Genomic DNA, 26,137 nt, shown 5'->3' with positions numbered 1-26,137 from the left:
AAGCCCCTTAAAGGTCTTAATACCCATCTCATTCGTCCCTTTCTGTGTAGAACATTTCTAGCGTCAGCCGTTCCAGCGCATCTTCATCCGCATAGAACTCTTCATGGGACTCTCCCAGGATGCGCTCTCCCTCAATCGATACGATTGCATCCTCAAAATCCAGCTTATCTATATAAAAGTAAAACGACGGCAATTCTATTTTCCCGATATCCGTTGTCATATTCTCATTCAGAATCGTGTACATCTCAGACAACAGCTTCGGTTCCGTCTTCATCTTTTCTTTCACAGCCCCAATATACCCTTTGATATATTGTTTCTGCCGTTCCGCCCGTTCCTCACAGCTCGCAAAGGCGTGGATATCCCGCACATGGAGGTAAACGAAACTATACCCTCCCGTCAGATGGACCGTATTCCCCGGCGTGAACATAGGGTCTAGTTTCCTAAGTTCTGCATCCACATGCTCCGGATCCATCTGCACCGTGACTCCTCCCACAGCGTCGTTGAGCGCCGGGACTGCATTAAAATTAATGGCGCAATACCTATGTATCGGAATGCCCAAAAGAAGCGCAGACACACTTTCCGCCGTCTTCTTGCAGCTGTCGTCTCCATCCATCCCATAGGCATACTGCAGCGTAATCTGCATGGTCTTGGTGTTGAAAAAATCACCGTCCGAATCATAGATATCCACCGGCATCATCAAATCCCGGGGGATATTTAAAATCTTCATCTCCCGGGTCTTCGTATTCAGGCTGACAAGGAAAATCGCGTCGGACTGCCCCCGATCTCCCGGCAGCACATCCTGGCTCAAGGCATTGTCATGGTCGATCCCAAGGCAAAGGATATTGATCAAATCCTCGTTATATACATAATGCTTCCCCTCATATTGAACCGGCTGCGCCGTGCCTTCCACCGCCTTGTCCCGTTTCAGCAAGGCCGAAGACCGCCACAGAACATACAGGATGCCCCCGGCAATCACAGCCGCCCCGGCAATCACCAGAATACCTATGAATATTTTCCTACGGCTCTTCATCATCCCGCACTCCTATAATCAGCCACCGGTTCGACGGCTGGTCGCTGATACAGGTAGACAGCGTAATCATCGAATCTCTGTCCGTCGGTGCAAATTCCTCGTTAAAATACGCCGGCTGCTGCCCGAAATTCTTAATATCTTCAATAAACCGGGTCCTATCCTCCAAAGTGTCAAAATTGTAGCTCTTAGGGATATAACGGTCGTCAAAAACCACCGCCGCATAGACGTGATATTTGATTGCCTCATCCGGCAGATAAATCAAAATCTCTGAATTTTCCCGAAAAAAGGTCTCGTCATCATAGTCATGGAGGCTGCCGAACATGGAACCGTCATTCATGTCGTGCCCATAGATGACGGTATTGTTCTCATGGAAATCCCGGCTGTTCACGTTCTCCGTATAAATGGAACCCGGCAGCCCTTCCGCCTTCTCCAAGGTTGTGTTGAGATAATCAACACTGCCATCCACACTCTGAAGGATTGGATAGGAAACCTTTGTTCCCGGTATCTCAATATAAGCATAGACATCACTGTTGACTGCCCACAATTCTTCAAAATCGATCGGAATGTCAACCTTTTTCCTCTCATCCGCGTCAAGATTCAGCTCTTGGACCTCTGTCTTCTCCTCTTCCTTTGAATTTCCCGCAAAAAAAATAACTCCCACGATGGCAGCCGCTACTATAACCGTTGCCACGACCCCTATCTTTACGTATTTTTCCACAACCATTCTCCTCACTCATTCATTCGTACCATAAGATTATAATCTTATAAAGTTTAATTGTCAACACCTTTAAAGGTTTATTTTTCTGTACAAACTATTGTTAAAATATCCATGAAAGGGTGTGATCTCATGAAAAACCTGAAATTATTACGAATCCAAAAAGGATTAAGTCAGCAAAAACTTGGTGATATCTTGCACATCAGCCAGCAGTCTGTCTATAAGTATGAAAACGATATTACATCCCCGGATATCGAAACACTCAAAAACATTGCAGATTTTTTTGAAACCTCGATCGACTATATCGTTGGTTACACAGATCTTCCTCACAAGATTGAACCAACCGTCAAATTATCCCTGAACCAGGATGAAGTGAAGTTAATCGAAAAGTATCAGAATCTTTCGCCGAAACGCCGTTCTGTCATCCATTCTGTAATAGACAGCTATTCTGAAACTTACGAATGATTAGGAATATTTCCTGCATTCCTGTGCATACTAAAAAACGGGGTGATACCATGACTTTTCAAGACGAATTTCCAATCGGATTTACCATGTCTCTGGCGCAGCACACCGATGTCCTGACCCGGTTCGCTTCCCTTTCTCCGGACGAACAACAGCGGATCGTGGACGGTTCCCGCCAGATGAAGAGCCGCAGGGAGATGCAGAATTACGTGGAGAATATATTTCAGGGATAAGGCAAGCCTTATCCCTGTTATTATTTTCCCCCATCCTTTCCGTCATCCTCTCTATGCTCCTTCTGATAACGGACAGCCTCCGGGTCTTTCATCTGTCCTACCCGCGTCCACTCCTTTGTCCCATCGTCACGCTCTACTTCCGACTGATGCTGGTATAGAAACCTTACCAGTTCATAGCAGCTTACCCAGATTTCATTGTTCCCATCCCTCTGGGACTCATCAAAAATTAACTGAAGCCCGAAATGCAGATGGTATTCATCGATATTATTTACATTCTCTTCTTTACTGTAACCGGTTCTCCCAATATAACCGATTACATCCCCCGCCTGCACCACCGCTCCTTTCTCAAGCCCCTGGGCATAAGGACGGTCTTGCCGCAGATGTGCATAGTAATAGTATCGTTTTCCATCAAAACTGTTGATTCCCACGCGCCATCCCCCATACTGGTTCCAGCCAAGCTCCGCCACGTAACCAGATTCCACGGCAATGACCGGAGTCCCCACCTGCCCCATCATATCATGTCCCAGATGGTTCCGCCGGTATCCGTAAGTCCTTGACACACCGAAATCATCATAATCCGAGTAAGGGAATGTTTTTGCGATTGGGTGAAATGCTTTTAGACCATACACTTTCTTCCATTTCGATTCTGATTTCTTCTCTTTATCCAAACTTTCCACCTCATAGGCCCCGACCATGCCGTCCAACACAGCCCCATACGCCTCCCGGTAATATTGGTAATACTTCATATCCGCGGTCAATTCCTGCAGCGTTTTTTCTCCCGAGACAAGAACCTTTGCAATCTCCTCCATATCCCCTTCTTCATATCTCGAGAAATCTCCGCCGTACTTTGCCCCCAGAACCGCAAGCAGCTCCACCCAGTTCAAATGTACGTCTTCTCCATAAGTATCCAAGTCATACTGGTAAGCCCGCTTCATGGCTTCACAGGTCACGTCGAATTCCACCCACTTGATATAATCTTTTTCTTCACTGACACCTTCATCATTCCCGACCGTCCCGGTATCATCCCGGCCTTCTCCTGCATCTTCCCTTCCCGAATCCACATCCTCCCCGCTTTTCACTGCCTGATCGGAATCCGCATCTTCCCCCGCCTGATTCCTTATACGCATTGCCATTACACTGTCCCTATAAAAGGACGGAACCATTTCCTCCCCTGCCGTCCATATCCCGCCGGCGGCGAGGGATATACATAAAAGCAGCACTGCCCTATGCTTTTTCATCCACCCATGCCCCACATTCCGTATCTGCTGTTATAGTCAGCTTATGCAGGTTCTACTCCCTGCATACCATGAATCAACGAAAAAAACTGCCGGGAAATGATGCTCTTCACCATTCCCCGGCAGTCCTGCCTTCACATTTTTCTGCTTATTTCAAATGCCAAATATCCTTATTGTAGTCCTCAATCGTCCTGTCAGATGAGAAATACCCAGCCTTGGCAATATTGACCAGCATCTTCCTGCTCCATGCCTTTCGGTCCTCATACTCCTCATAAGCCCGCTCTTTCACGGCAATGTAATCCTTCAAATCCAGAAGTGTCATGAACCAATCCTTATAAATCAACTCCGCATGAATCTGCAGCAGATGATAAGGATCACCTATCTTCATCATCTCCGGGCTGATAATAAAGTTCACAAGAGCGCGGATCTGCTCATCCTCGATATAATAATCCACTGCCCGGTAACTGCTCTTCGCATAATGCTCAATGACCTTCTCGCTGGACTCACCGAAGATATAGATATTCTCATCCCCCACCAGCTCATGGATTTCTACATTGGCGCCATCCTCCGTTCCCAGCGTCACAGCGCCGTTCAGCATAAACTTCATGTTCCCGGTTCCGGACGCTTCCTTAGAAGCCAGAGAAATCTGCTCCGAGATGTCACACGCCGGAATCAGATGCTCCGCCGTAGTCACATTATAATTCTCCACCATTATGACCTTCAGATAGGGCGCAACTTCCGGGTCATTCGCAGTCAATTCCTGCAAACACAGAATCAGATGGATGATATCCTTGGCAATGGCATATGCCGGCGCCGCCTTTGCCCCGAAAATCATGGTAATCGGCGTCTTAGGCTTCTTCCCTGCCTTGATTTCCAGATATTTATAAATCACATACAGCGCATTCATCTGCTGGCGCTTGTACTCGTGCAGACGCTTCACCTGAATATCAAACACAGAATCCGGATTCAGCTCTAATCCTTGTGTCTCTTTCAGATACTCTGCAAGCTGTACCTTCTTCGTATGCTTGACCTCCAAGAGCTTCTCTAATACAGCTTCATCATCGATCCGCTTCATCAACGTATCAAGCTTATCTGCATCCTTCCGGAAATCTCCTTCCACATTCTCATCAAGCCACTTCACCAGCTCCTTATTGCAGTGCAGAAGCCATCTGCGGAACGTGATTCCGTTGGTCTTGTTGTTGAATTTCTCCGGGTAAATGTCGTAGAACGGCTTCAGCTCGGAGTTTTTCAGAATCTCCGTGTGCAGCGCCGCCACTCCGTTGACACTGTATCCGAAATGGATGTCCATATGGGCCATATGCACCCGGTTCTGCTCATCAATAATGGCAACTCTCGGGTCCTGATACCTGCCCTTCATACGCATATCCAGATCCTTGATGATCGGCACTATCTGAGGCGCCACCTGTTCCAGATAATCCAAAGGCCACTTCTCCAACGCCTCCGCAAGGATTGTATGGTTGGTATACGCACAGGTCTTCTGTACGATTTCAATCGCCTCATTGAAATCTACATTCTTCTGCACCAGGAGCCGGATCAGCTCTGGAATGACCATGGAAGGATGGGTGTCGTTGATCTGGATTGCCACATGCTCATGAAGCTTCCTAAGGTCATACCCCTTCTCCTCACACTCCTTCAAGATGAGCTGCGCGCCGTTGGAGACCATAAAATACTGCTGATAAACACGAAGCAGGTTCCCTGCCCGGTCGCTGTCGTCCGGATACAGGAAAAGAGTCAGATTCCTTCCGATATCCTGCTTATCAAAGGAAATACCGTTCCAGATAATACTCTCGTCCACGCCTTCCACATCGAACAGATGGAGCTTGTTCTTTCCATTCTCATATCCTGCCACGTCAATATCATACAGCTTCGACGTCAGCGTAAAATCCTTAAACGGCACCTGAAAACGGATTCCCGTATCTTCAAGCCATGATTTCTCCTCAATCCACGGATTCGGCACTTCTTTCTGCTTATGGGCCTCAAATACCTGACGGAACAATCCCATGTGATAGTTCAAACCGATTCCGTCCCCACAAAGTCCAAGTGACGCAATGGAATCCAAAAAGCACGCAGCAAGCCTGCCCAAGCCCCCGTTTCCCAAAGACGGCTCCGGCTCAATCTCCTCGATTGCAGCCAGCTTCTTCCCATTCTTCTCCAATAATTCTGCGACCTCATCATAAATTCCAAGATTGATGAGATTGTTGGATAACAATTTACCAATCAAAAATTCTGCTGAAATATAATATACCTTCTTATCTCCGGTAATCTGCCGAGTTTCCTTTAATCTCTCCTTTGTGTATGCAAGCAGGGCATAATAAATCTCCTGGTCGCCTGCATCTTTTACTTCCTTATTTAATTCTTTCTGCAAAAATGTTGCTAAATCAAGCATACTATTCCTCCATTCCATGCTTATGCACCCTCTGTTCTCTATGAGTACATTTTGCAAAATTACAGTACTACTTTACCATAAGTTTCCTTACTTGTCTAATAGGATATGCTAAAAAATTGACAAACACCCATTAAGGTATACCTTATTGGACGCAGTCCACCCACCCGAAGGGTATGCATTTCGGTGTGCCCTTGGGTATACCCTAAGGGTATACGTACGTAAAAAACGCACGGTCAGAAATCCTCTTCCCATGCGCTCTTCCTTCCTAAATTCATAATTACTCTGCCGACGCCTTCTCTACCTGTGCGATTGCCGCCTTCTGCATCGGGATACGGCAGTTCCGGTTGCTCCCGAACTCAACAATCACATCACTGTCGCTGATATCAATGATTACGCCATAGAAACCACTTGTGGTAAGAACCGTGTCTCCCACTTCCATCTCAGCAATCATGGACTGAATCCGCTTCTGCTCCTTCTTCTGTGGTCTCATGAAAATAAAATAAAAGCCGCCGAAAATAACTGCATATACAAGAATCAGTAATGCCCAGCTTCCACCCGCACTCTGCGTTGCCAATGTGTACATAAAATTCTTCCTCCTAATTTCTGTCTTAAAAAACACTATTGCTATCATACACAAAAAACAGGCAGACATCAAGTAATTTTATAGAATTCTTGCTTTTTTCATGATATTTTAATGGATGGACTCCATACCCCTAAGCTTCTTCTTCTTATATTCCTGATAACGTCCTTCCTCAATCGCCTCTCGGATCTCCTCCATCATCGTATTATAAAAATACAGATTATGGAGCACGCACAGGCGCATCCCCAACATCTCCTTCGCTTTCAGCAGATGCCGGATGTATGCCCTTGAATATGTACGGCACGCCGGACACTGGCAGCCTTCCTCAATCGGGCTCTCATCCAATTCATACTTCGCATTGAAGAGGTTTCGCTTCCCCTGGTTGGTATATACATGCCCGTGGCGCCCGTTGCGGCTCGGGTATACGCAGTCAAAGAAATCCACCCCCCGCTCCACCGCCTCTAAGATATTCGCCGGAGTTCCCACGCCCATCAAATAAGTCGGCTTCGCCGCCGGAAGGTGCGGCACCACCGCCTCCAGAATCCGGTACATCTCTTCGTGGGACTCTCCCACCGCAAGCCCCCCGACGGCGTAACCGTCAAGGTCAAGCTCCCTAATCTGCTGTGCATGGCGGATACGGATATCCTCGTAAATCCCCCCTTGGTTGATTCCGAACAACATCTGCTGCCGGTTAATGGTATCCGGCAGGCTGTTCAGCCTGTCCATCTCATTTTTACAGCGGACAAGCCAGCGCGCCGTCCGGTCTACGGAGTGCTCCATATACTCCCGGTCCGCAACACTCGAGGGACATTCGTCAAACGCCATCGCAATGGTAGAGGCAAGATTCGATTGAATCCCCATACTCTCCTCGGGACCCATGAAAATCTTCCTTCCATCTATATGGGAGTTAAAATACACTCCCTCCTCCTTGATACGTCTAAGCCCTGCCAGAGAGAATACCTGAAAACCGCCCGAATCCGTCAGAATCGGCTTATCCCACGCCATGAACCGGTGAAGTCCTCCAAGCTTTCTCACCACTTCATCCCCCGGACGGACATGAAGATGATAAGTATTGGATAGTTCCACCTGCGTCTTGATTCCCCTTAAATCGTCTGTGGAAACAGCGCCCTTAATTGCCGCCGCCGTTCCCACATTCATAAATACAGGAGTCTCAACGACCCCATGTACCGTATGTAATCTTCCTCTCTTAGCAAGGCCGTCCCGTTTCAATAACTCATACATAGCCTTCTCCTTGTTTTCTAAAAATAGTATCAATAATGGCAGATAATCGGCACGCCGTCGTATACCAAATCATATAACTGCTGCGCAACACTGTAAGGCAGGTTCACACAGCCATGAGAACCATGGGTCTGATACCTTCTGCCGCCAAACGACGACTGCCAGGTCGCGTCATGGAATCCGATGCCTCCGTTAAACGGCATCCAGAATGCCACCGGAGTCTCGTACTCGTATGTCCCGTCCGGCTGCTTCTCACCTCTAAGCGTCCGATTCTTCTGTTTCCATGCCAGAGAATAATATCCCTGAGGCGTCGCATGCCCTTTGTTGGGATTCCCGGTCACACAGTCTGACTGCAGCACCACCTGGCCATCCTTGATAAAATACATCCTCTGGTTCGTCAAATCTACCTCCGCATAGGTACTGCCCACATCCGTGCCGCCGTGGCTTATGCCCCGGCTGGAATAATTCGGCTCTCTGGTTACAGTCTCCCCGTTCTGGATATTCGCAAGCAGAGCGGCATACTCCGCCTCCTGGTCTATCCGCCAGCCAAACCCGCCGCCTTCTACCGTGACTACATTGCCGCTTGCCGTGGTAAACGGACGCGGCACTCCCTTCGTGTTGTATTTATCAGCCAAAGACTGGACATATGCACGTACCGCCCCTTCATCAAAAGTCACGTTCATATCACCATCGACCTTCACCCACTGGGAAATCACCGACGCATCCACAACTTCGGTATTGGGGTTAAAATCATAGGTAACATTCGCTCCCAGATATCCGTTCATGGCAGCGGCCGCCGCCGTAACCTCGGGAGAATCGGAAACGAACCTCGGGAGGGCGTAACACCCCGTCTCGGAAAGATCAAGCGTCGGCTTAAAACCGCTGATTGCCTCTGCAACTTTCTGGTTCATTACCTCTGCATTAATCTGCGTCCCAATGACCTCCGGCGCGACCACGAACTGCCCTTCCTGAAACTCCGGGTGCGCATCCACAGAAGGCGTCTGCGTCTCCGGATTCATACAGCCAAGGGCTGCCACCGCCGCGCTAAGAGCCGCCTCGTCATACTGAACCCCAATCTCCGTCTCGATCTTTGGGTGTTCCCACAATGATTTCGGCCACAGGAAACCATTCTGTTCCTTCGCAATCTGCTCTAACTTATCGCCCGGCACATATTTCAAAGAAATGTCCGAACCGGCAATCGTCTCCGAACCTCCGCCGGACTCCTTCAGTGTCAGTTTATAATCCGACACCTTTTTCGCCATCTCCTCCTCCACCTGTTCAACACTCTTCATGGAACAGCCTGTTCCATTGATTTCCGTAAAGAACATAAAATGGCTGTTAAAATACATGGCAAGCCCTATGTACGTTACGAGCAATACACCCGCCACGCTTCCTATCGTAATCAACACTGCCTTCTGTGCTTTTTTACTCTTATCCTTCTTTCTTTTTCTGCTTCTCTTTCCGCCCATCTTCTCCTTCTTATCCTCGCCTTGATCAAAAAAATCATCCATATCGTCTATATCAACTGAATCATCAGATACTTGTGATTCCGGATATTTCTTTTTCTCCCTGCGCTTATCTAAGGTATCTTCCGCATCCTTCCGTCTGCCTGTTCGAGATACGTCTCCGCCAGAAGATAGGTCAGGAAGATTAGGCTCTTTCTTACGAGGCTGCTTTTTATACAGGAAATCCGTCTCCGGATCTTCCCCTGACGAAACCGCTTGGGCAGATACCTCCTCATACACTTCTTCCTGCGCAGCAGCTCTGGCAGAATCCTGCCTTTGTCTCTTTTCCTGTGCCGCCTCACTGGCAGATACCTCCCTTCGTCTCTTCTCCCGTGACGGAGCGCTTGCTGATACCGGCTTTCCTTCCCTCTCCCGTGACGGTCCGCTGGCTCGGTTCCTCCTTCGTCCGCCCTCCTGCGCAGAAACCCGGCCGGAATGTCCTTTTCCTGATGTACTCTTATGACTCGAATACCGCTTATGTGAAGCATTGCTGCTATCCATCTCATTCATAGATTTTGATTGGTCAAGGTCGTCAAAGATTGCTCTCATAGTCTCTTCGATTATCTCTTCTGCCTTCCTGTCACTACTACCCATCAACCTTACTCCTCTGATAGAATTTCAAACATTTTCAGACGAAATCCGTCTGCCTTATACATTATAATATGCATAAATTCAAAAGTACAGAAAAAAAGCCCTAAAAAATAATGAATATTTCCTGAAGATATTGCAATTTTATTACAAATATATTAAAATTATACAATTTAATGCTCTCTTAATTTACGAAAGGAGAAAATAGATATGGCTGGATCAACTTATGGGAACTCATTTACATTCACGACATGGGGGGAATCCCACGGCCCGGCAATCGGAGCCGTTATCGACGGCTGCCCCGCAGGGCTGCCCCTTACCGCTGAGGATATACAGCAATTTCTGGACCGCCGGAAACCGGGGCAGAGCAAATTCACCACGGCGCGAAGCGAAGCAGACCGGGCAGAGCTCCTCTCGGGCGTCTTTGACGGCAAGACCACCGGAACGCCAATCTCCGTTATCGTGCATAACCAGGACCAACGCTCCCGGGACTATGGCAAAATCAAAGACTGCTATCGTCCGGGACATGCAGATTACACCTTTGACGCCAAATACGGCATCCGGGACTACCGGGGCGGCGGCAGGACCTCCGGGCGGGAGACAATCGGGCGGGTTGCCGCAGGAGCCATTGCATCCAAGATCCTCCAAAGGCTGGGAATCCGCATCACCGCTTATACCAAGGCAATCGGCCCTATCACCGTGCCGGAATCGGAATATGACTATGGATGTATCAACGATAATCCTCTCTATATGCCAAACCTTGGGTATGCGCTGGAAGCGGCGGCCCATCTGGAAAAATGCGTGAAAGACCAAGACTCTTTGGGCGGCATCATCGAATGCGTCATCGACGGCATGCCGGCCGGGATTGGAGAACCCGTATTCGATAAACTGGATGCGAACCTTGCCAAAGCCGTAATGTCCATCGGAGCGGTCAAGGGTGTGGAGATTGGAGACGGATTCCGTGCCGCCTGCGCAACAGGAAGTGATAATAATGATGCGTTCTATTCGGAGAACGGGGGGGTGCATAAGCGGACCAACCACTCAGGCGGGACGCTGGGCGGACTCAGCGACGGGAGCCGGATTGTGCTGCGGGCAGCAATCAAGCCCACCCCCTCCATCTCCCGTGAACAGGAAACCGTGGATATACACGGTGAAAATACACGCATCGCGATTACCGGACGGCATGATCCCGTAATCGTGCCGCGGGCTGTCGTAGTGGTAGAATCTATGGCGGCAGTTACGGCGGTGGATTTGCTGATGGCGAATATGAGTGTACGGATGGAATTTCTGGAGAAAATTTATTGTAAAAATATTATACCGTAGGGGCATGTATTGCGGGATGCCCTTTGGATATACCTAAGAAACGCAATGGAAGGGAGATTTCGCACTTTAAATCTTCCTTCCATTCAAATTCGCAACTCCTACTACCCTTCCACCACCTTCACATAAAACCTCCGATTCCTCGGCCCGTCGAACTCACAGAAATACACATCCTGCCAGATTCCCAATACCAGCTCTCCTTCATGCAGAATCAATGTCTGTGAAGGGCCGACAAAACTGGTCTTGATATGCGCATGGGAATTTCCTTCTATATGCCGGTAATAATCCCGTCTGGTAGGGAACGACTCCTCTAGCCCGTACAGCATATCATGTACCACATCCGGATCAGCATTCTCATTAATGGTAAATCCCGCTGTAGTATGGGGCGAGTACACGACCACGATTCCTTCCCTGACCCCGCTCTTGGTAATATCCTGGCGGATCATATCCGTCACCTTTGCCATCTGCTGCGCTTCCCTTGTTGAAATCTGATGTTCATATAGATTCATACCTGTACCTCCTGACACTTTATACATAGTTCCTCATCTGTCCGGATACGCCTGCAATTTTACACACAATTTCTCATCTGTCCAGATATGCCTGCAATTCCGGATACTTCCGCTTCGCCTGCTGATACCCATGCTCGTAGAAATGCATCAGCGCATCATAATCCTTCTCCACCCTTGAAACCGTAGGAATCCTAGGACAAAAGACAAATAATTTCCCTTCCCGCACAAGCTGCTCCACCTGCCGGATCTGCCTGTTATACTCATAATTGCGCCGAACCGTCACCCGCACAAGCTCCGGATACTTTCGGTATGCCCTGCGGTAAAGCTCTGCCACCGCATGGGACGTCGGCTTCTTGCGGTATCCCGGATTCCTGGTCAGTACCACGATAATCTTCCAGTTCCCGATTTCCATTGCCCGCCTGACCGGAATGGAATCCGCAAGCCCTCCGTCCAGATACGGAACACCGTCCACATTCACGATAGGCGACACCAACGGCATACTGCAAGACGCACGGCAGATCTTCATCAAACGCTCCCGGTCATGCCGCTCCGTCATATATTCCGCCTGTCCTGTCTCACAATTGGTCGTGACAATCTCACACTCCGTCTCAGATGCAAAAAACGTATCATAATCAAAAGGGAAGAACTCGTTGGGATACCGGTCGAAAATCATATCCATATCCATCAGGCTCTTCTCCCGAATAAATTTCCGGAAACCATAGTAATAGCTGTATTCTCTCTCCTTATGAATCATACAGTCCCTGGTCCTTCCCGGCTGTCTCGATACATAATCCACGCCATTACAGGCTCCGGCAGACACGCCGACCACATGGGACGTGTACATTCCCTGCTCCATCAGGAAATCTAAGACTCCCGAAGTGAATACGCCTCTCGTCGCTCCGCCTTCCAATACCATCGTTGCATTTATCATCATTAAAACCCCACTTTCTCATTTGCTATTATATACCTATTTCCCCATCTCGTACAGGGGATATTGATCACCAAGCGAAAGTAATCGCAAAAGCCTTGCTATTTCTTTCTTTTTTTGGTAAGATATGCAAGGCATATACAGCAAATGATTTTAATGGCAATCAAATAAAAGGAGTGTGATTTGCTATGATTAGCACAAGCAATATAACATTACGCGTAGGGAAGAAAGCTTTGTTTGAAGATGTAAATATTAAATTCACCGAAGGGAACTGCTACGGCCTAATCGGCGCAAACGGAGCCGGTAAGTCCACTTTCTTAAAAATCCTTTCCGGTCAGTTAGAACCAAGCAAGGGCGAAGTCGCCATCACCCCGGGAGAACGGCTTTCCTTCCTGCAGCAGGATCATTTCAAATATGATGAGTACCCTGTCCTTGACACGGTCATGATGGGGAACCCCCGGCTTTACGAGATTATGAAAGAAAAAGAAGCCATCTATGCGAAAGAAGATTTCACCGACGAAGACGGCATCAAGGCAAGCGAGCTGGAAGGTGAATTTGCAGCCATGAACGGATGGGAGGCGGAATCCGACGCCGCGACCTTGCTGAACGGGCTTGGCATCCCCACCGAGATGCACTATGAAATCATGCAGAATTTAAACGGTCCGGAAAAGGTAAAAGTGCTGCTTGCGCAGGCGCTCTTCGGCAACCCGGACATCCTTCTTCTGGACGAGCCGACGAACCATCTGGATTTGGACGCTATCGCATGGCTGGAAGAATTCCTGATTAATTTTGACAACACCGTAATTGTAGTATCTCATGACCGTTATTTTCTGAACAAAGTCTGCACCCAGATTGCGGATATCGACTACGGCAAGATTAAGCTCTACGCCGGAAATTATGACTTCTGGTATGAGTCTAGCCAATTACTCATCCGCCAGATGAAAGAGGCGAACAAGAAGAAAGAAGAAAAGATTAAGGAATTGCAGGAATTTATTTCCCGGTTCAGCGCCAACGCATCCAAATCCAAACAGGCAACATCCAGAAAGCGGGCGTTAGAGAAGATTCAGCTTGACGACATTCAGCCGTCCAGCCGCAAATATCCTTACATTGATTTCCGTCCCAACCGCGAGATTGGAAATGAGGTCCTTTCCGTGGAAGGCTTGAGCAAGACCATCGACGGGGAGAAGGTCTTAGACAACCTCACATTTACCCTGAACCGGGACGACAAGGTCGCCTTTGTCGGAAGCAACGAGCTTGCCAAGACGACCCTGTTCCAAATCCTCACCGGGGAGATGGAGCCGGACGAAGGAACCTACAAATGGGGAATCACCACCTCACAGGCATACTTCCCGTTGGACAGCAAAGATGAATTTGAAAATGATTCAACCATCGTGGAGTGGCTGACCCAGTATTCGGAAGAAAAAGACGTCACCTATGTCCGCGGATTCTTAGGGCGTATGCTGTTCGCCGGAGACGACGGCGTGAAGAAGGTACGCGTCCTCTCCGGAGGGGAGAAGGTGCGCTGTCTCCTTTCCAAGATGATGATTTCCGGGGCAAATGTATTGATTCTCGACGAGCCAACGAACCATTTAGATATGGAGTCGATTACGGCGCTGAACAATGGTATGATTAAGTTTCCGGGCGTAATCCTGTTCTCATCAAGGGATCACCAGATCGTACAGACCACCGCGAATCGTATTATGGAGATTGTTCCCGGCGGCAAACTGATTGACAAGATTACTACTTATGATGAATATCTTGAGAATGACGAGATGGCAAGAAAGAGACAGACTTATACCATCCAAGGGGAAGAGGATGACTAGAATGATTGTTTGAAAACAAAAATAGAAGGGCTGCGGCAAGTGTAATCTGTTTATTTTGCAACAGCCCCTCTCTTTGACTTGAAGTGAATGCTATACTCTCTCGTTCAGGATGCGGCAGGCACGCTCAAACTCCTCTTTCTCCTTATCTCCCTTCCCACAGGAAAGAATCTCATGTTGCGTCCCTTGTCTGTCTGTAAAGAACAGTGTCTTCCCGGATTTTCCCCGAACTTTAGTTTCCACTTTCTCCATATCGGAAAACGGATAGATAAACACATCTTTTTTCATGACCAGCAGATAATCCTTCGCAACCATCAAACGTGCGTCTTTTTGCTCAATCAAATCCGTATCCGTCAACTGCCGGAAAAATTCTTCTTTATCCCCCACAACATCTAATTTTCCCTTCAATGCCTGCAGCGACCTCACATTCCGTATGGCAAGGGCAACCCCGATAACAGCCAAAATGACGGCAAGCCTTGCATCCGAGAACATCCCGATAAACGCCACCGCCAGAAGGCTTCCCCATACAATCATTCCTGTCCTGAGCTGTTTCACCCGTTCCTCTATAAAACCATAATATTTCTGCTCTCCTGCCGTGTGTATTCCCATATGCTATCCTCTCTCCTGACACGTGTTCCAATATTTGGCCAAACCGTATTCCCACATTGGCCTTCGGCCTGTCTGTCCATAGCCGGCTATCGTATCCTCTCTGGGAACCCAATCTTTTTCTGCACCTTCCGCAGCGTCTTATTGGCAAAATACTGCGCTTTCTCCGCATTATTTTTAATGGCTCCATCAATATAAGCCTTATCCTTCTCAAGCCTTGCCACCTCTTCCTGCAAAGGCTTCAATACAGATACCACCGCTTCCCCTACAGCCAATTTAAAGTCACCGTATCCCTTTCCGTCGAATTCAGCGACCACTTCTTCCGGCTTCTTTCCGGTGCATGCGCTGTAAATATCAATCAAGTTCTTGACTCCCGGCTGCTCGTCACGGTACAAAATCTGCGCCTCCGAATCCGTTACGGCACGTTTGCATTTGCGTATAATGGTATCCACATCGTCCATCAGGTAAATGCTGGCGTTGGGATTCTCATCGGACTTCGACATCTTCTTCGACGGGTCCTGCAAACTCATGATTTTTGCGCCGACCTTGCCGATATACGCCTCCGGTATAGTAAATACATCTCCATAAATGTTGTTAAACCGTTCCGCAATGTCCCTGGTAATCTCCAAATGCTGCATCTGGTCTACGCCCACCGGAACCACGTCCGCCTGGTAGAGCAGGATATCAGCCGCCATCAGCACCGGATAGGTAAATAACCCCGCATTAATGTTATCCGCATGCTTGGCTGACTTATCCTTGAACTGAGTCATACGGTTCAGCTCACCCATGTAAGTGAAGCAGTTCAGAATCCATGAAAGCTCCGCATGTCCGGACACATGGGACTGATAATAGATGCAGTTCTTCTCCGGGTCAAGCCCCGCCGCAATGTAAAGGGTCAGAAGCGCCCTCGCCCTCTTCCTAAGCGTCGCCGGCTCCTGCCTTACCGTGATAGAATGCATATCCACTACGCTGTAGAAACATTCATACTCATCGCTCAGCGTCACCCAGTTCTTGAGCGCCCCAAGGTAATTGCCAAGGGTCAGATTCCCCGTTGCCTGCATCCCGCTGAATAATACTTTCTTATCATTAATCATCTTTCTTATCCTCCAATTTTTAACCCTAGTGTGCGAAGCCTACTCGTCCCATGGCTCCACTTCGTCGTCATAATACACTACGTTTTCAGAAATAATCTTAGGCTTGCCATCCGTCACCTCTACTTCTGTCACGGCACAGTTCTTATGTACTCCCTCTCCCCAGTATTCCGCCAGAGATTTCCCCCTTATGTTATTCAGAAGCCCTGCCAGCGCCGCCCCATGGGTGGCAATCAAGATATTATACTTTTGGTATTCCTTCTTCTCATAAATTTCCTGCAAAAAATCTCCTGTCCGCTTCTTCACCTGAGCAAAATCCTCTCCGCCTTCCGGAGCCCGATACCGATCCGGCTCATCGAAAAAAAAGCGGAACTCCTCCGGAAGATTCCATCCGCTTTTGGAACAGCATCTCCCTTCATATTCCCCGAACGCTATCTCTACAATCCGTGCATCCTCTATGATCTGCGTCGTACTTCCTGCCAGGATCAGCCGCGCCGTCTCCTTTGCCCGGGACATGGGGCTACTATAACACAGGTCAAAATGAACGTCCGCTAATCCTGCCCCCGTCTTTCTAGCCAACATCCTGCCAAATTCATTCAGCGGGATATCCGCCTGCCCCTGAATCTTACGCGCCTTATTCCACGCAGTCTCTCCATGTCTCACAATATATAACTTCATCTTTTGACTCCTATTTTTTAAGAAATGATTTCTATGCATACTCTGTAAGTATACCACATATCCAAAGATTTTCCATAGCATTTGCCCGAAAATATGCCATATACAAAAATACAGGTAAAAACTACCAAAATTTACGAACTTCTGTTAAAAGCATTGCAATCGGAACAAATCTATGTTAGTCTCTCTCTATCGAAACAAATTCTCAAGTTCAGACTATGATTGGAGTGATTTTTATGAAATTAACATCACCTAATACGACAGATAACAATCTATTCAAAGATACCTATCTTTTCCAGATGCTTGATAGTGGGATTTGCGACATGGAAGCCGGAAAGGAGCTGCCTTTGGCAGATGCATTTCAAAAAATCTCCGAGTTAAGAGAATGCAGAAGGAATGCCAGACTATAATATTATTCTGACCCATGAGGCAATTCAAGATATAACGGATATTGCCGAATATATTGAAATCCGATTCGGGACTGCATGTGCAGACCGGTTTCAGAACCGTCTTCAGAAAGAACTCTCACAGCTAGGCTATATGGGTGGCATATTCTATAATACACAGATTTTATATAAAGGCTATGCCATCCATAAAAAACCTTTTCCACCTTCCATTATATTCTATACTATCAATGAATCCCAAAACGAAATTCATATACTTCGCATTTTACGCAGTGAACGTAACTGGAAAAGAATTTTATCAAATTAATTATCCTACATATTCTCCACAAAATAGTATCGGCATCGAATTTCATGATTTATTGATATTTACGTAGAAAAATATCAATAAAAGTGCTATAATAACTTCGCATAAAATTGAAAAAGGAGATATGACTATCATGGAAAAAATCGCAAGCTTTACCATAGACCATCTCCGTCTGGTTCCGGGACTCTATGTTTCCCGCATCGATCAGGTAGAGGGTCATCCCATTACCACATTTGACATCCGTATGACAAGCCCTAATGACGAGCCCGTCATGAATACCGCAGAGATGCACACTATCGAACATCTGGCGGCCACCTTCCTGCGCAATCATTCCGATTACGCAGACAAAATCATCTATTTCGGACCCATGGGATGCCGGACAGGCTTCTATCTGCTGCTTGCCGGAGCATATACATCCAAAGATATCGTGCCGCTGATGACGGAGATGTTTACCTTCATTGCCGGATTCGAGGGAGACGTTCCCGGCGCATGTGCGAAAGACTGCGGGAACTATCTGGACATGAATCTTCCTATGGCAAGATATCTTGCAAGGAAATACTTGAAAGAAGTTCTCACGGACATCACGGATAAGCAACTGAACTACCCCGCCTAATACAAGGGTACGGTTTGCCGCATACAAAAGATTTCCGTCCGGGGCAGAATATTTGGTCATTTGCATCATTTCTGCCCACCGTTACGGAAATCTTTCCATTATTCTTCACATATAATCTGGCACATCTTCATCGCTTCCAACGCATTCTTATGGCTTTGGGGCGTTACCCCCGCACAGCACGAAGCATCCACAATGACCGGCACTTCCGGTATGAATGCTTTTGCAATCATCGCATTTGAGATGACGCAGATATCCGTACACAGTCCTACGAATGTGACGGATTCAAGACCGCCCATTTCCTTTAATATACATCCAAGCTGCGTACTCCCAAACGTCGGCTTATCTAACGCATCTTCTTTACGGAGCGCCTCTATCTCAGGATGCAGTTCCCAGCCTTCCGTCCCTTTGATGCAGTGCGCCACCGGAAGCTTCTTTCCCTCCTGTGTATCCAGATAATCCTCTTTGTGGGTGTCCCGGGTAAACAACACCCTTCCCTCAAAATTCCGGATTTTTTCCACAACCTTAGGCACAATGGCCACTGCCTCTTTCGTCCCTAACGCCCCGCCGATAAAATCATTCTGCATATCTACTACAACTAAAACCTTCATACCGGCCAAACTCCTTATTCCATATTCCCCGGGAATCTCGGGATTCCATCGAATCCTGCCTTGAGCTCCTCATCCGTAGGAATGTAATCTTTCATCTCTCCATTGTGGAACTTCTCATACGCCACCATATCAAAATATCCCGTACCGGTAAGCCCGAACACGATCGTCTTCTCTTCCCCGGACTCCTTGCACTTCATTGCCTCATCAATCGCGACCTTAATCGCATGGCTGCTCTCCGGCGCCGGAAGGATTCCTTCCACCCTTGCGAACTTCTCCGCTGCCTCAAAAACTGCCGTCTGCTCCACAGACCTTGCCTCCATATAGCCATCCTCATAGAGCTGTGACAGGACGGAACTCATACCGTGATAGCGCAGTCCGCCTGCATGGTTCGCAGAAGGAATGAACCCGCTTCCCAGTGTATACATCTTCGCCAACGGACACACCATGCCCGTATCGCAGAAATCATAGGCATAGACGCCTCTGGTCAGGCTCGGACAGGATGCCGGTTCTACCGCAATGAAATGGTAATCCTTTTCGCCTCTCAATTTTTCTCCCATAAATGGGGAAATCAATCCGCCAAGGTTCGAGCCGCCGCCTGCACATCCTATGATAATATCGGGTGTGATTCCATATTTATCCAATGCACGCTTCGTCTCCATACCGATAATCGACTGATGAAGCAATACCTGATTCAGCACGCTTCCAAGCACATACCGATATCCTTCGCTTCCGACTGCCACCTCTACCGCCTCTGAAATTGCACAGCCAAGGCTTCCCGTCGTTCCCGGATGCTCTGCCAGAATCTTCTTTCCCACCTCTGTCTCCATGGAAGGCGACGGCGTAACGCTCGCCCCATAGGTACGCATCACTTCGCGGCGGAAAGGTTTCTGCTCATACGAACATTTTACCATAAATACCTTGCAGTCCAAATCAAGGTAAGAACACGCCATGGAAAGCGCCGTTCCCCACTGCCCTGCCCCTGTCTCTGTCGTCACGCCCTTCAAGCCCTGTTTCTTCGCATAATAAGCCTGGGCAATCGCAGAATTCAGCTTATGGCTTCCGCTGGTATTATTCCCCTCGAATTTGTAATAAATCTTCGCCGGCGTGTCTAGCTTCTCCTCCAAACAGTATGCCCGGACAAGAGGCGCGGGACGGTACATCTTATAAAAATCAATGATTTCCTGCGGGATATTGATGTAACGATCATCGTTGTTTAACTCCTGCCTTACCAGTTCTTCACAGAACACTCCGGAAAGCTCCTCTGCTGTCATCGGCTTCAACGTCCCGGGATTCAGAAGCGGCGCAGGCTTGTTCTTCATATCTGCCCGTACATTATACCATTGCTTCGGCATCTCGCTCTCTTCCAGATAGATTTTGTAAGGGATTTTTGCTGTACTCATTGTCTTGTTCTCCTTTCACATTTTGAGGTTAAGCGGGACAAGGTTTCTTCTATCTAAGCCTGACAATATCTCGATCTTGCAGCTCCATATTTATGCTGAAATAAAAAAATACCCCTATCCCACACAATAAACAATTGCTGGGACAAGAGTAATTATAATCATTCACTCCTGCGGTGCCACCCGGCTTGGTATATCATTCCTATACCCTCTCATGCGTACCATCATACGCGTACTTTGTTAACGGAGTACCCTCTCCGGCTCACTTACTGCCATCCAAAAAACGGACACTTCAGCTCGCCCTCGGAAGTCCATTCCTGCCAGCCCTGACTTGCTGTATTCCACCATCCACAGCTCTCTGTAAAGCAGATATCTAACAGTACTCACTCTTCCTCAACGGTTTAATAGAACTTTACCACGGCAGACCGCCGATGTCAAGGATTTTTTCATCTTTTTACTTGACTTTTATCTGACGTCCCCAAATCTTTCGCGCCAAATTAAGCCAATTTCGCTTTTGCGGCCTCTGCCAATGCAGTAAATCCTGCCGCATCATTCACTGCCAGCTCTGCCAGCATCTTCCTGTTCATATCAACATTCGCCAGCTTCAGCCCATACATGAACTTGCTGTAGGATAAGCCATTCAGCCTTGCAGCCGCATTGATACGCGCAATCCATAACTGACGCATCTGGCGCTTGCGCTGCTTTCTTCCCGCATAAGAAGAAGTAAGCGCCCTCATCACGGACTGCTTTGCAACCCTGTACTGTTTGGAACGTGCTCCCCTGTATCCTTTTGCTAATTTTAAAACTCTGTTATGCTTCTTTCTAGCGTTCATTCCGCCTTTAATTCTTGCCATGTCTTGTTTCCTCCTTCAATACTTTGATCCGCTCTTTACAGATACGGTAATACCTTCTTCATGTTCTTTACATTCGTTTCATCAGTAATGATTGATTTTCTAAGATTTCTCTTTCTCTTTGCAGACTTCTTAGTTAAGATATGGCTCTTATACGCTTTATTTCTTTTTAACTTTCCTGTACCTGTCTTCTTGAAGCGCTTTGCAGCTGCTCTATTTGTCTTGATCTTTGGCATGATTATTTCCTCCTTAATTTGTAAATATATTTTTAACGTCTTTCAGTTAAAACCATACTCATGCTTCTGCCTTCCAGTTTCGGCTGTTTCTCCACGACGGCAATATCCTTGAGCAGCTCTGCAAAATCATCCAGAATGTGCTTGCTCTGCTGTACATGCGCCATCTCGCGCCCTCTGAAACGCAAGGTAATCTTCACTTTATTACCCTTACTGATAAACTTCTTTGCATTGTTGACCTTGGTGTTCAGGTCATTCGTGTCAATATTGGGTGAAAGACGCACTTCCTTCACTTCAACGGTCTTCTGCTTCTTCTTCGCCTCTTTTTCTTTTCTTGCAAGTTCATATCGGTACTTACCGTAATCGATGATCTTACATACCGGCGGCTGAGCCTTTGGAGCGATCTTCACAAGATCTAATTCTGCTTCCTGAGCCAGTCTCATTGCCTCCTTAATCGGCATGATTCCCTTCTGCTCTCCATCTTCTCCAATTAATCTTACTTCCTTGTCTCTGATCTGCCCGTTAATCATTAAATCGCTAATTGTCTTGCACCCCCATCATAAAAATATACATAAAAATAAGTGAACAGCATTCAGACTATCCACTTAACATATCTGTATCACAGGGCTGCTGACATGATATCATAAATATTATAATAAAATATCAGCAATAACGACCGAAATACGCAATATCAAACCAATAGTCACCCGATTGTGCTATGGTGAGAGTGGATACTCTACTTTCTTTTTTGCCTCACGCATATATAAATTTAACACATCTGCTCTTTGATGTCAATACCTAAATTTCCGTTATCCCCCAAGCAACTGGCGCAAAATCTTGATTTTCTCCCTTCCCACAGGCAGAATCTCCTTCTCATATCCTTCCATCTTAATCGCAAAGCTGTTATTTTTCCACAAAAACAGCTCCTTCACCTTGTTCAGATTCACCAGATAGCTCTTCTGACTCCGGAAAAATCCCATATCACACATTCTCTTCTCGAATTCTCCAATCGTCTTCCCCTCGAAATAGTCTTCCTCCACCGTGTGAATCAGGCACCCCCTGTTATACGTCTCTATGTATACAATATCGCCCACTTCCTTAAAAATCGTCTTTCCTTCCGTATTAATCGCAATCCGCTTCATGGAATCCAGCGGTTTCTCAGACTTCTTCATCCCACATTTTTTCAGCATCTTTTCCAGGCGTCTCTTGTCAAAGGGCTTCATGATATAATCCTCTACCTCCAGCTCAAACGCCTTCACGGCATACTCCGAATAAGCCGTTACAAACACAACCTTCATATTCGGCTGCATATTTTTCAGCGCATTCACAAGAACAGTCCCGTTAATATCTCCGAGATTGATATCGAGAAAAAACAGGTCATAGCACACTTCTCCCGCCATCTCAAGAGCCTGCGCCCCGCTCTCGCCCTCATCGATCTGTGCATCCGGCAGAAGCTCTGAGAGCTGATGCCTCAGTTCACTTCTTGCCGGTCTTTCGTCGTCTACAACCGCGATTCTCATCTGCATTCCTCCTCCATCCCGCACTGACTATCTGCCCTGCCTGAAAAATGCAATTCTACACAAGTTCCCTCGTCGGCGCTGGTAATCCTAAGCCCGTTCTCCTCCCCGTAGATACTCTTCATCCGCTTATGCACATTGCTAAGCCCTACACTGTTCCCGATTGCCTGCCCATTCATCAGATTCTCCAGAACCTCCTTGGGTATCCCTTTCCCTTCATCCCGGATATAGACCCGGCATCCTGACGGTTCCGCCTTGGCCAGGATTTCCACGATCCGTTTCCCTTCCCGGTTCATTCCATAACGCACGGCATTTTCCACGATGGGCTGCAAAATCAGCGTAGGAATCTTGATTCCAATATTCTCCGGCACATCATACGTAATAATCAGCTTTTCTTCAAACCTGGCCTTCTCAAGTTCCAGATAATCACGTACATGCTCCATCTCCTCATCGAAGGGAACCATATACGCCTCGCTGTTCAGATTATACCGGAAATAGTTAGCAAGAACAATCAAAAGCTCCCTTGCACGGTCCGGATTCTCCCGGCATACGCAGGAGACAGTATTCAGCGCATTAAACAGGAAATGGGGATTCACCTGAAATTGCAGTGCTTTGAATTCCGCCTTCTGACGCATATCCTTCTGCCTCTCAAGCTCCGAGAGCGCAAGCTGATAAGAACTCAGGTTCACCAAATGCTGCTGTAACTCCAGTTCACTCTGCATGAACACCCACTGTTTCTTCACCCACACGATCAGGCATCCCACAGCCTGATCCCGTATCATGAAGGGCGCCGCAACCAGAGAATAATCCTTCATCCACTCATACCACGGGCTGGTCAGCGGAACCTGAGACATGGTCATTAGATTCCCGGACTCCATCGCACGGATACCGATGCCCGGTATCTGTCCTTCCGGCCAAAACTCCTTCTCCGCCTTCTTCTGGCGGCACGCAATAATCTCATTCCTGTCTGCGATAATAACCCCCGCCCAGTCCGTCTCCTCCAGAATCGTCCCGGCGAACCTCTCCATATTTCCGCGGTTCCCGATTCCCTGCAAAAGAAGGGGCAGACATTTGCGCGCAAGCTCCGAGGCCTGTTGAAGCTGGCGGCTGCGCTCCACATCCTGCAGCACAAATACCTGATTAAAGCTGGAAATAAAAATCAGAATACCGCTGGCATTCAGCAAAATCATAGGCAGAGAGATTTCAAGTATGGTATTCAGCGCCATCTGAACCGGCACGGTGAACCTAAGCAGGCACACCATGTCGCATACCTCTGCAAAACACGCCAGAAGAAATAAGTCCTGGTATTTCCACTTTCCCCGCTGAAAATAAGGGTAAAAACCGCCTCCCAGAAGTCCGAACAACATGGTCGAGAATGCCGACGCCATGGCAAAGGCCTGAGGCGAAGAAAAAACGTATACATAGACTGCGCCAATCAACGAAGCATACAGTCCCACAATCGGCCCTCCCAGAAGCCCTGCCGCCATGGCTCCGATGACCCGGGTATTCAGGCTGTAAGAGCCGATATCTATCCCCGTATAGGTGGACAAAACCACCATCCCTCCGAACACCACGGACAGGAACGCCTGGCTTCTGAGGCTTCGCCGCTCCTGTAAGATCAAATTCTGAATCAGCCTGAATTTTGAGAGCAGGTTGGCAATCAGAACCAGGAGCGCAATATTTAAAATCAGTTCAAACACCAGCCTGTTTCCCTGCATGTTCTCCCTCCCCATATCTATGAAGCTTTGTTGAAACGTCCCTGACACGTCCTCCCATTCTTCCTAAGCCGCATCAAAATCCATATTTATAATCTTACATGGAATCTTACCTATTGTCCAGCAGATAATCGCGAAGTTTCCTAATATAGTAAAAAAGACCTCCGGCTATCTTTCCAATACCCGGAGGTCCTCCGAAGCCTTCCGGCCCCTTGAGAGAGTTATGTATGTATGTTCAAATAATGATTTGAAACCTCAATTAATTATAGGTAACTGCCTTCTTTTCGTTATATACGTCACGGTCCAGCTCGCCCAGCTTGCTTGCCACCAGCATACCGACCATAACATCCACGTCTACATTCATCAACGTACGGAACATTCCTGCAAACCAGTCAATACCAATCAATACCGCAATGCTCTCCAACGGAAGTCCCAGCGAAGACGCAAGGAACGTATACACGATTACAGAACCGCCCGGCACGGAAATCGTTCCCATACACATCAGGCAGGATAAAAGAATCGCCATTCCCATCTGATAGACTGTCATCTCGATACCCGTAGACTGGGCCATGAAGAAGATTGCCGCCACATAGCACTGTGCAGCCCCGCAGCTATTCATGGACATGGTAATCGGCCCAGTAAAGTCAGCCACCTTACGGCTGATGCCAAACCTGGTCACTGCATCCTCCATCTTCGTCGGAAGACAGATTGCCCCAGAAGTCGTCGTCACTGCCATGATAGACATCTTGGCAAATTTCTTCGGCATCTTAGCCGGGTTTACTTTACACATTGCCGCAGTAAATGGCCCGAACAGCATGAACTGAATCGCATCGCCGATTAGGAGTACCCCTAAAAACTTCATCATTGGAATAATTACTTTCAGGCCCGTAGAACCGGCTACATTTGCCAACAGACAGAAGATACCGATTGGCGCAATGTGCATAACCGTCTTAATAATATTTGTGATAATCGTATTCAGTCCTGTCACCCACTCTACCATATTGCGGTTCCCGCTCTGCTTCGTGTACGCGCCCATCGCCACGCCGAAGAACAGTGAGAATACGATACACGGAACCATTGCGCTCTCCGCCATAGAACCGATAATGTTCGTCGGTACAAATCCCAACAGCGTCTCCTGTAAGGAAGCAGATTCTACCGCCGCATTTGCCACATCCTCCGCACTTGCAATCTCAATCCCGACGCCCGGTTTGAACAGCATGGACAACGCCACACCAAATCCTGCCGAAATCACTGTAAATGCAATAATCCACTTAAACGTGTGGAAACCCATCTTCCCTACGTCCTGCCCGTCGCCGCTTCCTACCGCCGCCGCTACTGCGGACATAACCAGAAGTACTACGGACATCTGAATCAGCCGGATAAAAATATCACCGATAAATTTCAGATTTGCCGCCCACGGTCCGATGATTGTACCGAACAGAATACCTCCGACCGTCGCGATTAGAATCTGTGTCGTAAGAGATACCGAAAATCCCTTTTTCTTTTCTTCCATTTGTCATCCCTCGCTCTTTTCTTTTTCTCGCTGCATTCC

Annotated in this window: 28 protein-coding genes; 7 read left to right on the top strand and 21 right to left on the bottom strand. The window is 47.8% G+C overall.

Features of this window, described 5'->3' with window-relative positions; all coding sequences use genetic code 11:
• Positions 1 to 28: 28 nt before the first annotated feature.
• Positions 29 to 1,033, bottom strand: coding sequence for an LCP family protein (locus AC6I3O_RS11520; protein ID WP_497850992.1), 1,005 nt, complete (start codon positions 1,031 to 1,033; stop codon positions 29 to 31).
• Entirely contained in the window at positions 1,017 to 1,748 is a 732-nt protein-coding gene (locus AC6I3O_RS11515) for a class B sortase (RefSeq protein WP_497850991.1), read from the bottom strand. Before AC6I3O_RS11515 ends, AC6I3O_RS11520 begins: the two co-directional genes overlap by 17 nt.
• Before the next feature lie 129 nt (positions 1,749 to 1,877).
• On the opposite strand from AC6I3O_RS11515, the gene AC6I3O_RS11510 reads away from it, so the two are divergent.
• Both AC6I3O_RS11510 and AC6I3O_RS11505 read left to right on the top strand, forming a co-directional pair.
• Positions 1,878 to 2,210, top strand: a complete 333-nt coding sequence (locus AC6I3O_RS11510; RefSeq protein WP_497850990.1) for a helix-turn-helix domain-containing protein — start codon at positions 1,878 to 1,880, stop codon at positions 2,208 to 2,210.
• Between the two features lie 50 nt (positions 2,211 to 2,260).
• The gene (locus AC6I3O_RS11505; RefSeq protein WP_497850989.1) at positions 2,261 to 2,440 is read left to right on the top strand and encodes a hypothetical protein; all 180 of its coding nucleotides are present in this window, start codon (positions 2,261 to 2,263) and stop codon (positions 2,438 to 2,440) included.
• A 20-nt stretch (positions 2,441 to 2,460) separates the two neighbouring features.
• Here the strand turns inward: AC6I3O_RS11505 and AC6I3O_RS11500 are convergent, their stop codons facing one another.
• From AC6I3O_RS11500 to AC6I3O_RS11480, 5 genes are all read right to left on the bottom strand, one after another.
• Entirely contained in the window at positions 2,461 to 3,678 is a 1,218-nt protein-coding gene (locus tag AC6I3O_RS11500) for a M23 family metallopeptidase (protein WP_497850988.1), read from the bottom strand.
• 145 nt (positions 3,679 to 3,823) lie between these two features.
• Positions 3,824 to 6,082: a glycogen/starch/alpha-glucan phosphorylase gene (locus AC6I3O_RS11495; protein ID WP_497850987.1), complete on the bottom strand. Its 2,259-nt coding sequence runs from the start codon at positions 6,080 to 6,082 to the stop codon at positions 3,824 to 3,826.
• Positions 6,083 to 6,359: 277 nt separating this feature from the next.
• On the bottom strand, positions 6,360 to 6,665 hold the full coding sequence (gene yajC, locus AC6I3O_RS11490) for a preprotein translocase subunit YajC (RefSeq protein WP_497850986.1): 306 nt from the start codon (positions 6,663 to 6,665) through the stop codon (positions 6,360 to 6,362).
• A gap of 108 nt (positions 6,666 to 6,773) precedes the next feature.
• Positions 6,774 to 7,904 carry a tRNA guanosine(34) transglycosylase Tgt gene (gene tgt, locus AC6I3O_RS11485; RefSeq protein WP_497850985.1) on the bottom strand — a complete coding sequence of 377 codons (1,131 nt, stop codon included), beginning with the start codon at positions 7,902 to 7,904 and terminating at the stop codon, positions 6,774 to 6,776.
• A 29-nt stretch (positions 7,905 to 7,933) separates the two neighbouring features.
• Positions 7,934 to 10,000: a L,D-transpeptidase family protein gene (locus AC6I3O_RS11480; protein ID WP_497850984.1), complete on the bottom strand. Its 2,067-nt coding sequence runs from the start codon at positions 9,998 to 10,000 to the stop codon at positions 7,934 to 7,936.
• Between the two features lie 204 nt (positions 10,001 to 10,204).
• Here AC6I3O_RS11480 and aroC point away from each other — a divergent pair, with 204 nt between their 5' ends.
• The gene (aroC, locus tag AC6I3O_RS11475) at positions 10,205 to 11,317 is read left to right on the top strand and encodes a chorismate synthase (protein ID WP_497850983.1); all 1,113 of its coding nucleotides are present in this window, start codon (positions 10,205 to 10,207) and stop codon (positions 11,315 to 11,317) included.
• A gap of 101 nt (positions 11,318 to 11,418) precedes the next feature.
• Here the strand turns inward: aroC and AC6I3O_RS11470 are convergent, their stop codons facing one another.
• Positions 11,419 to 11,823, bottom strand: coding sequence for a secondary thiamine-phosphate synthase enzyme YjbQ (locus AC6I3O_RS11470; RefSeq protein ID WP_497850982.1), 405 nt, complete (start codon positions 11,821 to 11,823; stop codon positions 11,419 to 11,421).
• Positions 11,824 to 11,896: 73 nt separating this feature from the next.
• The gene (locus tag AC6I3O_RS11465; protein ID WP_497853455.1) at positions 11,897 to 12,754 is read right to left on the bottom strand and encodes a patatin-like phospholipase family protein; all 858 of its coding nucleotides are present in this window, start codon (positions 12,752 to 12,754) and stop codon (positions 11,897 to 11,899) included.
• A gap of 185 nt (positions 12,755 to 12,939) precedes the next feature.
• On the opposite strand from AC6I3O_RS11465, the gene AC6I3O_RS11460 reads away from it, so the two are divergent.
• A complete protein-coding gene (locus tag AC6I3O_RS11460; RefSeq protein WP_497850981.1) occupies positions 12,940 to 14,574 on the top strand; it encodes an ABC-F family ATP-binding cassette domain-containing protein in 1,635 nt (544 codons plus the stop codon).
• 90 nt (positions 14,575 to 14,664) lie between these two features.
• Here the strand turns inward: AC6I3O_RS11460 and AC6I3O_RS11455 are convergent, their stop codons facing one another.
• The 3 genes from AC6I3O_RS11455 to AC6I3O_RS11445 form a co-directional block, all read right to left on the bottom strand.
• The gene (locus AC6I3O_RS11455; protein ID WP_497850980.1) at positions 14,665 to 15,180 is read right to left on the bottom strand and encodes a hypothetical protein; all 516 of its coding nucleotides are present in this window, start codon (positions 15,178 to 15,180) and stop codon (positions 14,665 to 14,667) included.
• 86 nt (positions 15,181 to 15,266) lie between these two features.
• Positions 15,267 to 16,271: a tryptophan--tRNA ligase gene (gene trpS / locus AC6I3O_RS11450; protein ID WP_497850979.1), complete on the bottom strand. Its 1,005-nt coding sequence runs from the start codon at positions 16,269 to 16,271 to the stop codon at positions 15,267 to 15,269.
• 39 nt (positions 16,272 to 16,310) lie between these two features.
• Positions 16,311 to 16,946, bottom strand: a complete 636-nt coding sequence (locus AC6I3O_RS11445) for a histidine phosphatase family protein (RefSeq protein ID WP_497850978.1) — start codon at positions 16,944 to 16,946, stop codon at positions 16,311 to 16,313.
• Between the two features lie 233 nt (positions 16,947 to 17,179).
• On the opposite strand from AC6I3O_RS11445, the gene AC6I3O_RS11440 reads away from it, so the two are divergent.
• The 3 genes from AC6I3O_RS11440 (at position 17,180) to AC6I3O_RS11430 (ending at position 18,264) form a co-directional block, all read left to right on the top strand.
• Complete coding sequence (locus AC6I3O_RS11440; protein WP_497850977.1) at positions 17,180 to 17,353, top strand: hypothetical protein; 174 nt, start codon at positions 17,180 to 17,182, stop codon at positions 17,351 to 17,353.
• The gene (locus AC6I3O_RS11435; RefSeq protein ID WP_497850976.1) at positions 17,340 to 17,654 is read left to right on the top strand and encodes a type II toxin-antitoxin system RelE/ParE family toxin; all 315 of its coding nucleotides are present in this window, start codon (positions 17,340 to 17,342) and stop codon (positions 17,652 to 17,654) included. The genes AC6I3O_RS11440 and AC6I3O_RS11435 overlap by 14 nt, the downstream gene beginning before the upstream one ends.
• 130 nt (positions 17,655 to 17,784) lie before the next feature.
• A complete protein-coding gene (locus AC6I3O_RS11430; RefSeq protein ID WP_497850975.1) occupies positions 17,785 to 18,264 on the top strand; it encodes an S-ribosylhomocysteine lyase in 480 nt (159 codons plus the stop codon).
• Between the two features lie 98 nt (positions 18,265 to 18,362).
• On the opposite strand, the gene AC6I3O_RS11425 is transcribed toward AC6I3O_RS11430, so the two are convergent.
• The 9 genes from AC6I3O_RS11425 to AC6I3O_RS11385 form a co-directional block, all read right to left on the bottom strand.
• On the bottom strand, positions 18,363 to 18,872 hold the full coding sequence (locus tag AC6I3O_RS11425; protein ID WP_497850974.1) for a cysteine hydrolase family protein: 510 nt from the start codon (positions 18,870 to 18,872) through the stop codon (positions 18,363 to 18,365).
• Between the two features lie 14 nt (positions 18,873 to 18,886).
• Positions 18,887 to 20,272 (bottom strand): TrpB-like pyridoxal phosphate-dependent enzyme, encoded by a 1,386-nt coding sequence (locus tag AC6I3O_RS11420; protein ID WP_497850973.1) that lies wholly within the window; start codon positions 20,270 to 20,272, stop codon positions 18,887 to 18,889.
• Between the two features lie 237 nt (positions 20,273 to 20,509).
• The gene (locus AC6I3O_RS11415) at positions 20,510 to 20,656 is read right to left on the bottom strand and encodes a hypothetical protein (RefSeq protein ID WP_497850972.1); all 147 of its coding nucleotides are present in this window, start codon (positions 20,654 to 20,656) and stop codon (positions 20,510 to 20,512) included.
• 110 nt (positions 20,657 to 20,766) lie between these two features.
• Positions 20,767 to 21,123 carry a 50S ribosomal protein L20 gene (gene rplT / locus AC6I3O_RS11410; protein WP_497850971.1) on the bottom strand — a complete coding sequence of 119 codons (357 nt, stop codon included), beginning with the start codon at positions 21,121 to 21,123 and terminating at the stop codon, positions 20,767 to 20,769.
• Between the two features lie 35 nt (positions 21,124 to 21,158).
• Complete coding sequence (rpmI, locus tag AC6I3O_RS11405; protein WP_016218802.1) at positions 21,159 to 21,356, bottom strand: 50S ribosomal protein L35; 198 nt, start codon at positions 21,354 to 21,356, stop codon at positions 21,159 to 21,161.
• 32 nt (positions 21,357 to 21,388) lie between these two features.
• Positions 21,389 to 21,883: a translation initiation factor IF-3 gene (gene infC, locus AC6I3O_RS11400; protein WP_497850970.1), complete on the bottom strand. Its 495-nt coding sequence runs from the start codon at positions 21,881 to 21,883 to the stop codon at positions 21,389 to 21,391.
• Between the two features lie 279 nt (positions 21,884 to 22,162).
• A complete protein-coding gene (locus AC6I3O_RS11395; protein ID WP_497850969.1) occupies positions 22,163 to 22,873 on the bottom strand; it encodes a LytR/AlgR family response regulator transcription factor in 711 nt (236 codons plus the stop codon).
• On the bottom strand, positions 22,870 to 24,588 hold the full coding sequence (locus tag AC6I3O_RS11390) for a LytS/YhcK type 5TM receptor domain-containing protein (protein ID WP_497850968.1): 1,719 nt from the start codon (positions 24,586 to 24,588) through the stop codon (positions 22,870 to 22,872). Before AC6I3O_RS11390 ends, AC6I3O_RS11395 begins: the two co-directional genes overlap by 4 nt.
• A 256-nt stretch (positions 24,589 to 24,844) precedes the next feature.
• Positions 24,845 to 26,098 carry a dicarboxylate/amino acid:cation symporter gene (locus AC6I3O_RS11385; RefSeq protein ID WP_497850967.1) on the bottom strand — a complete coding sequence of 418 codons (1,254 nt, stop codon included), beginning with the start codon at positions 26,096 to 26,098 and terminating at the stop codon, positions 24,845 to 24,847.
• Between the last annotated feature and the right edge of the window lie 39 nt (positions 26,099 to 26,137).

Source organism: Sporofaciens sp. St.21A7 (genome assembly GCF_059728535.1).
The sequence above is the reverse complement of the archived record's forward strand: the minus strand, read 5'-3'. Positions and strand labels throughout refer to the sequence as shown.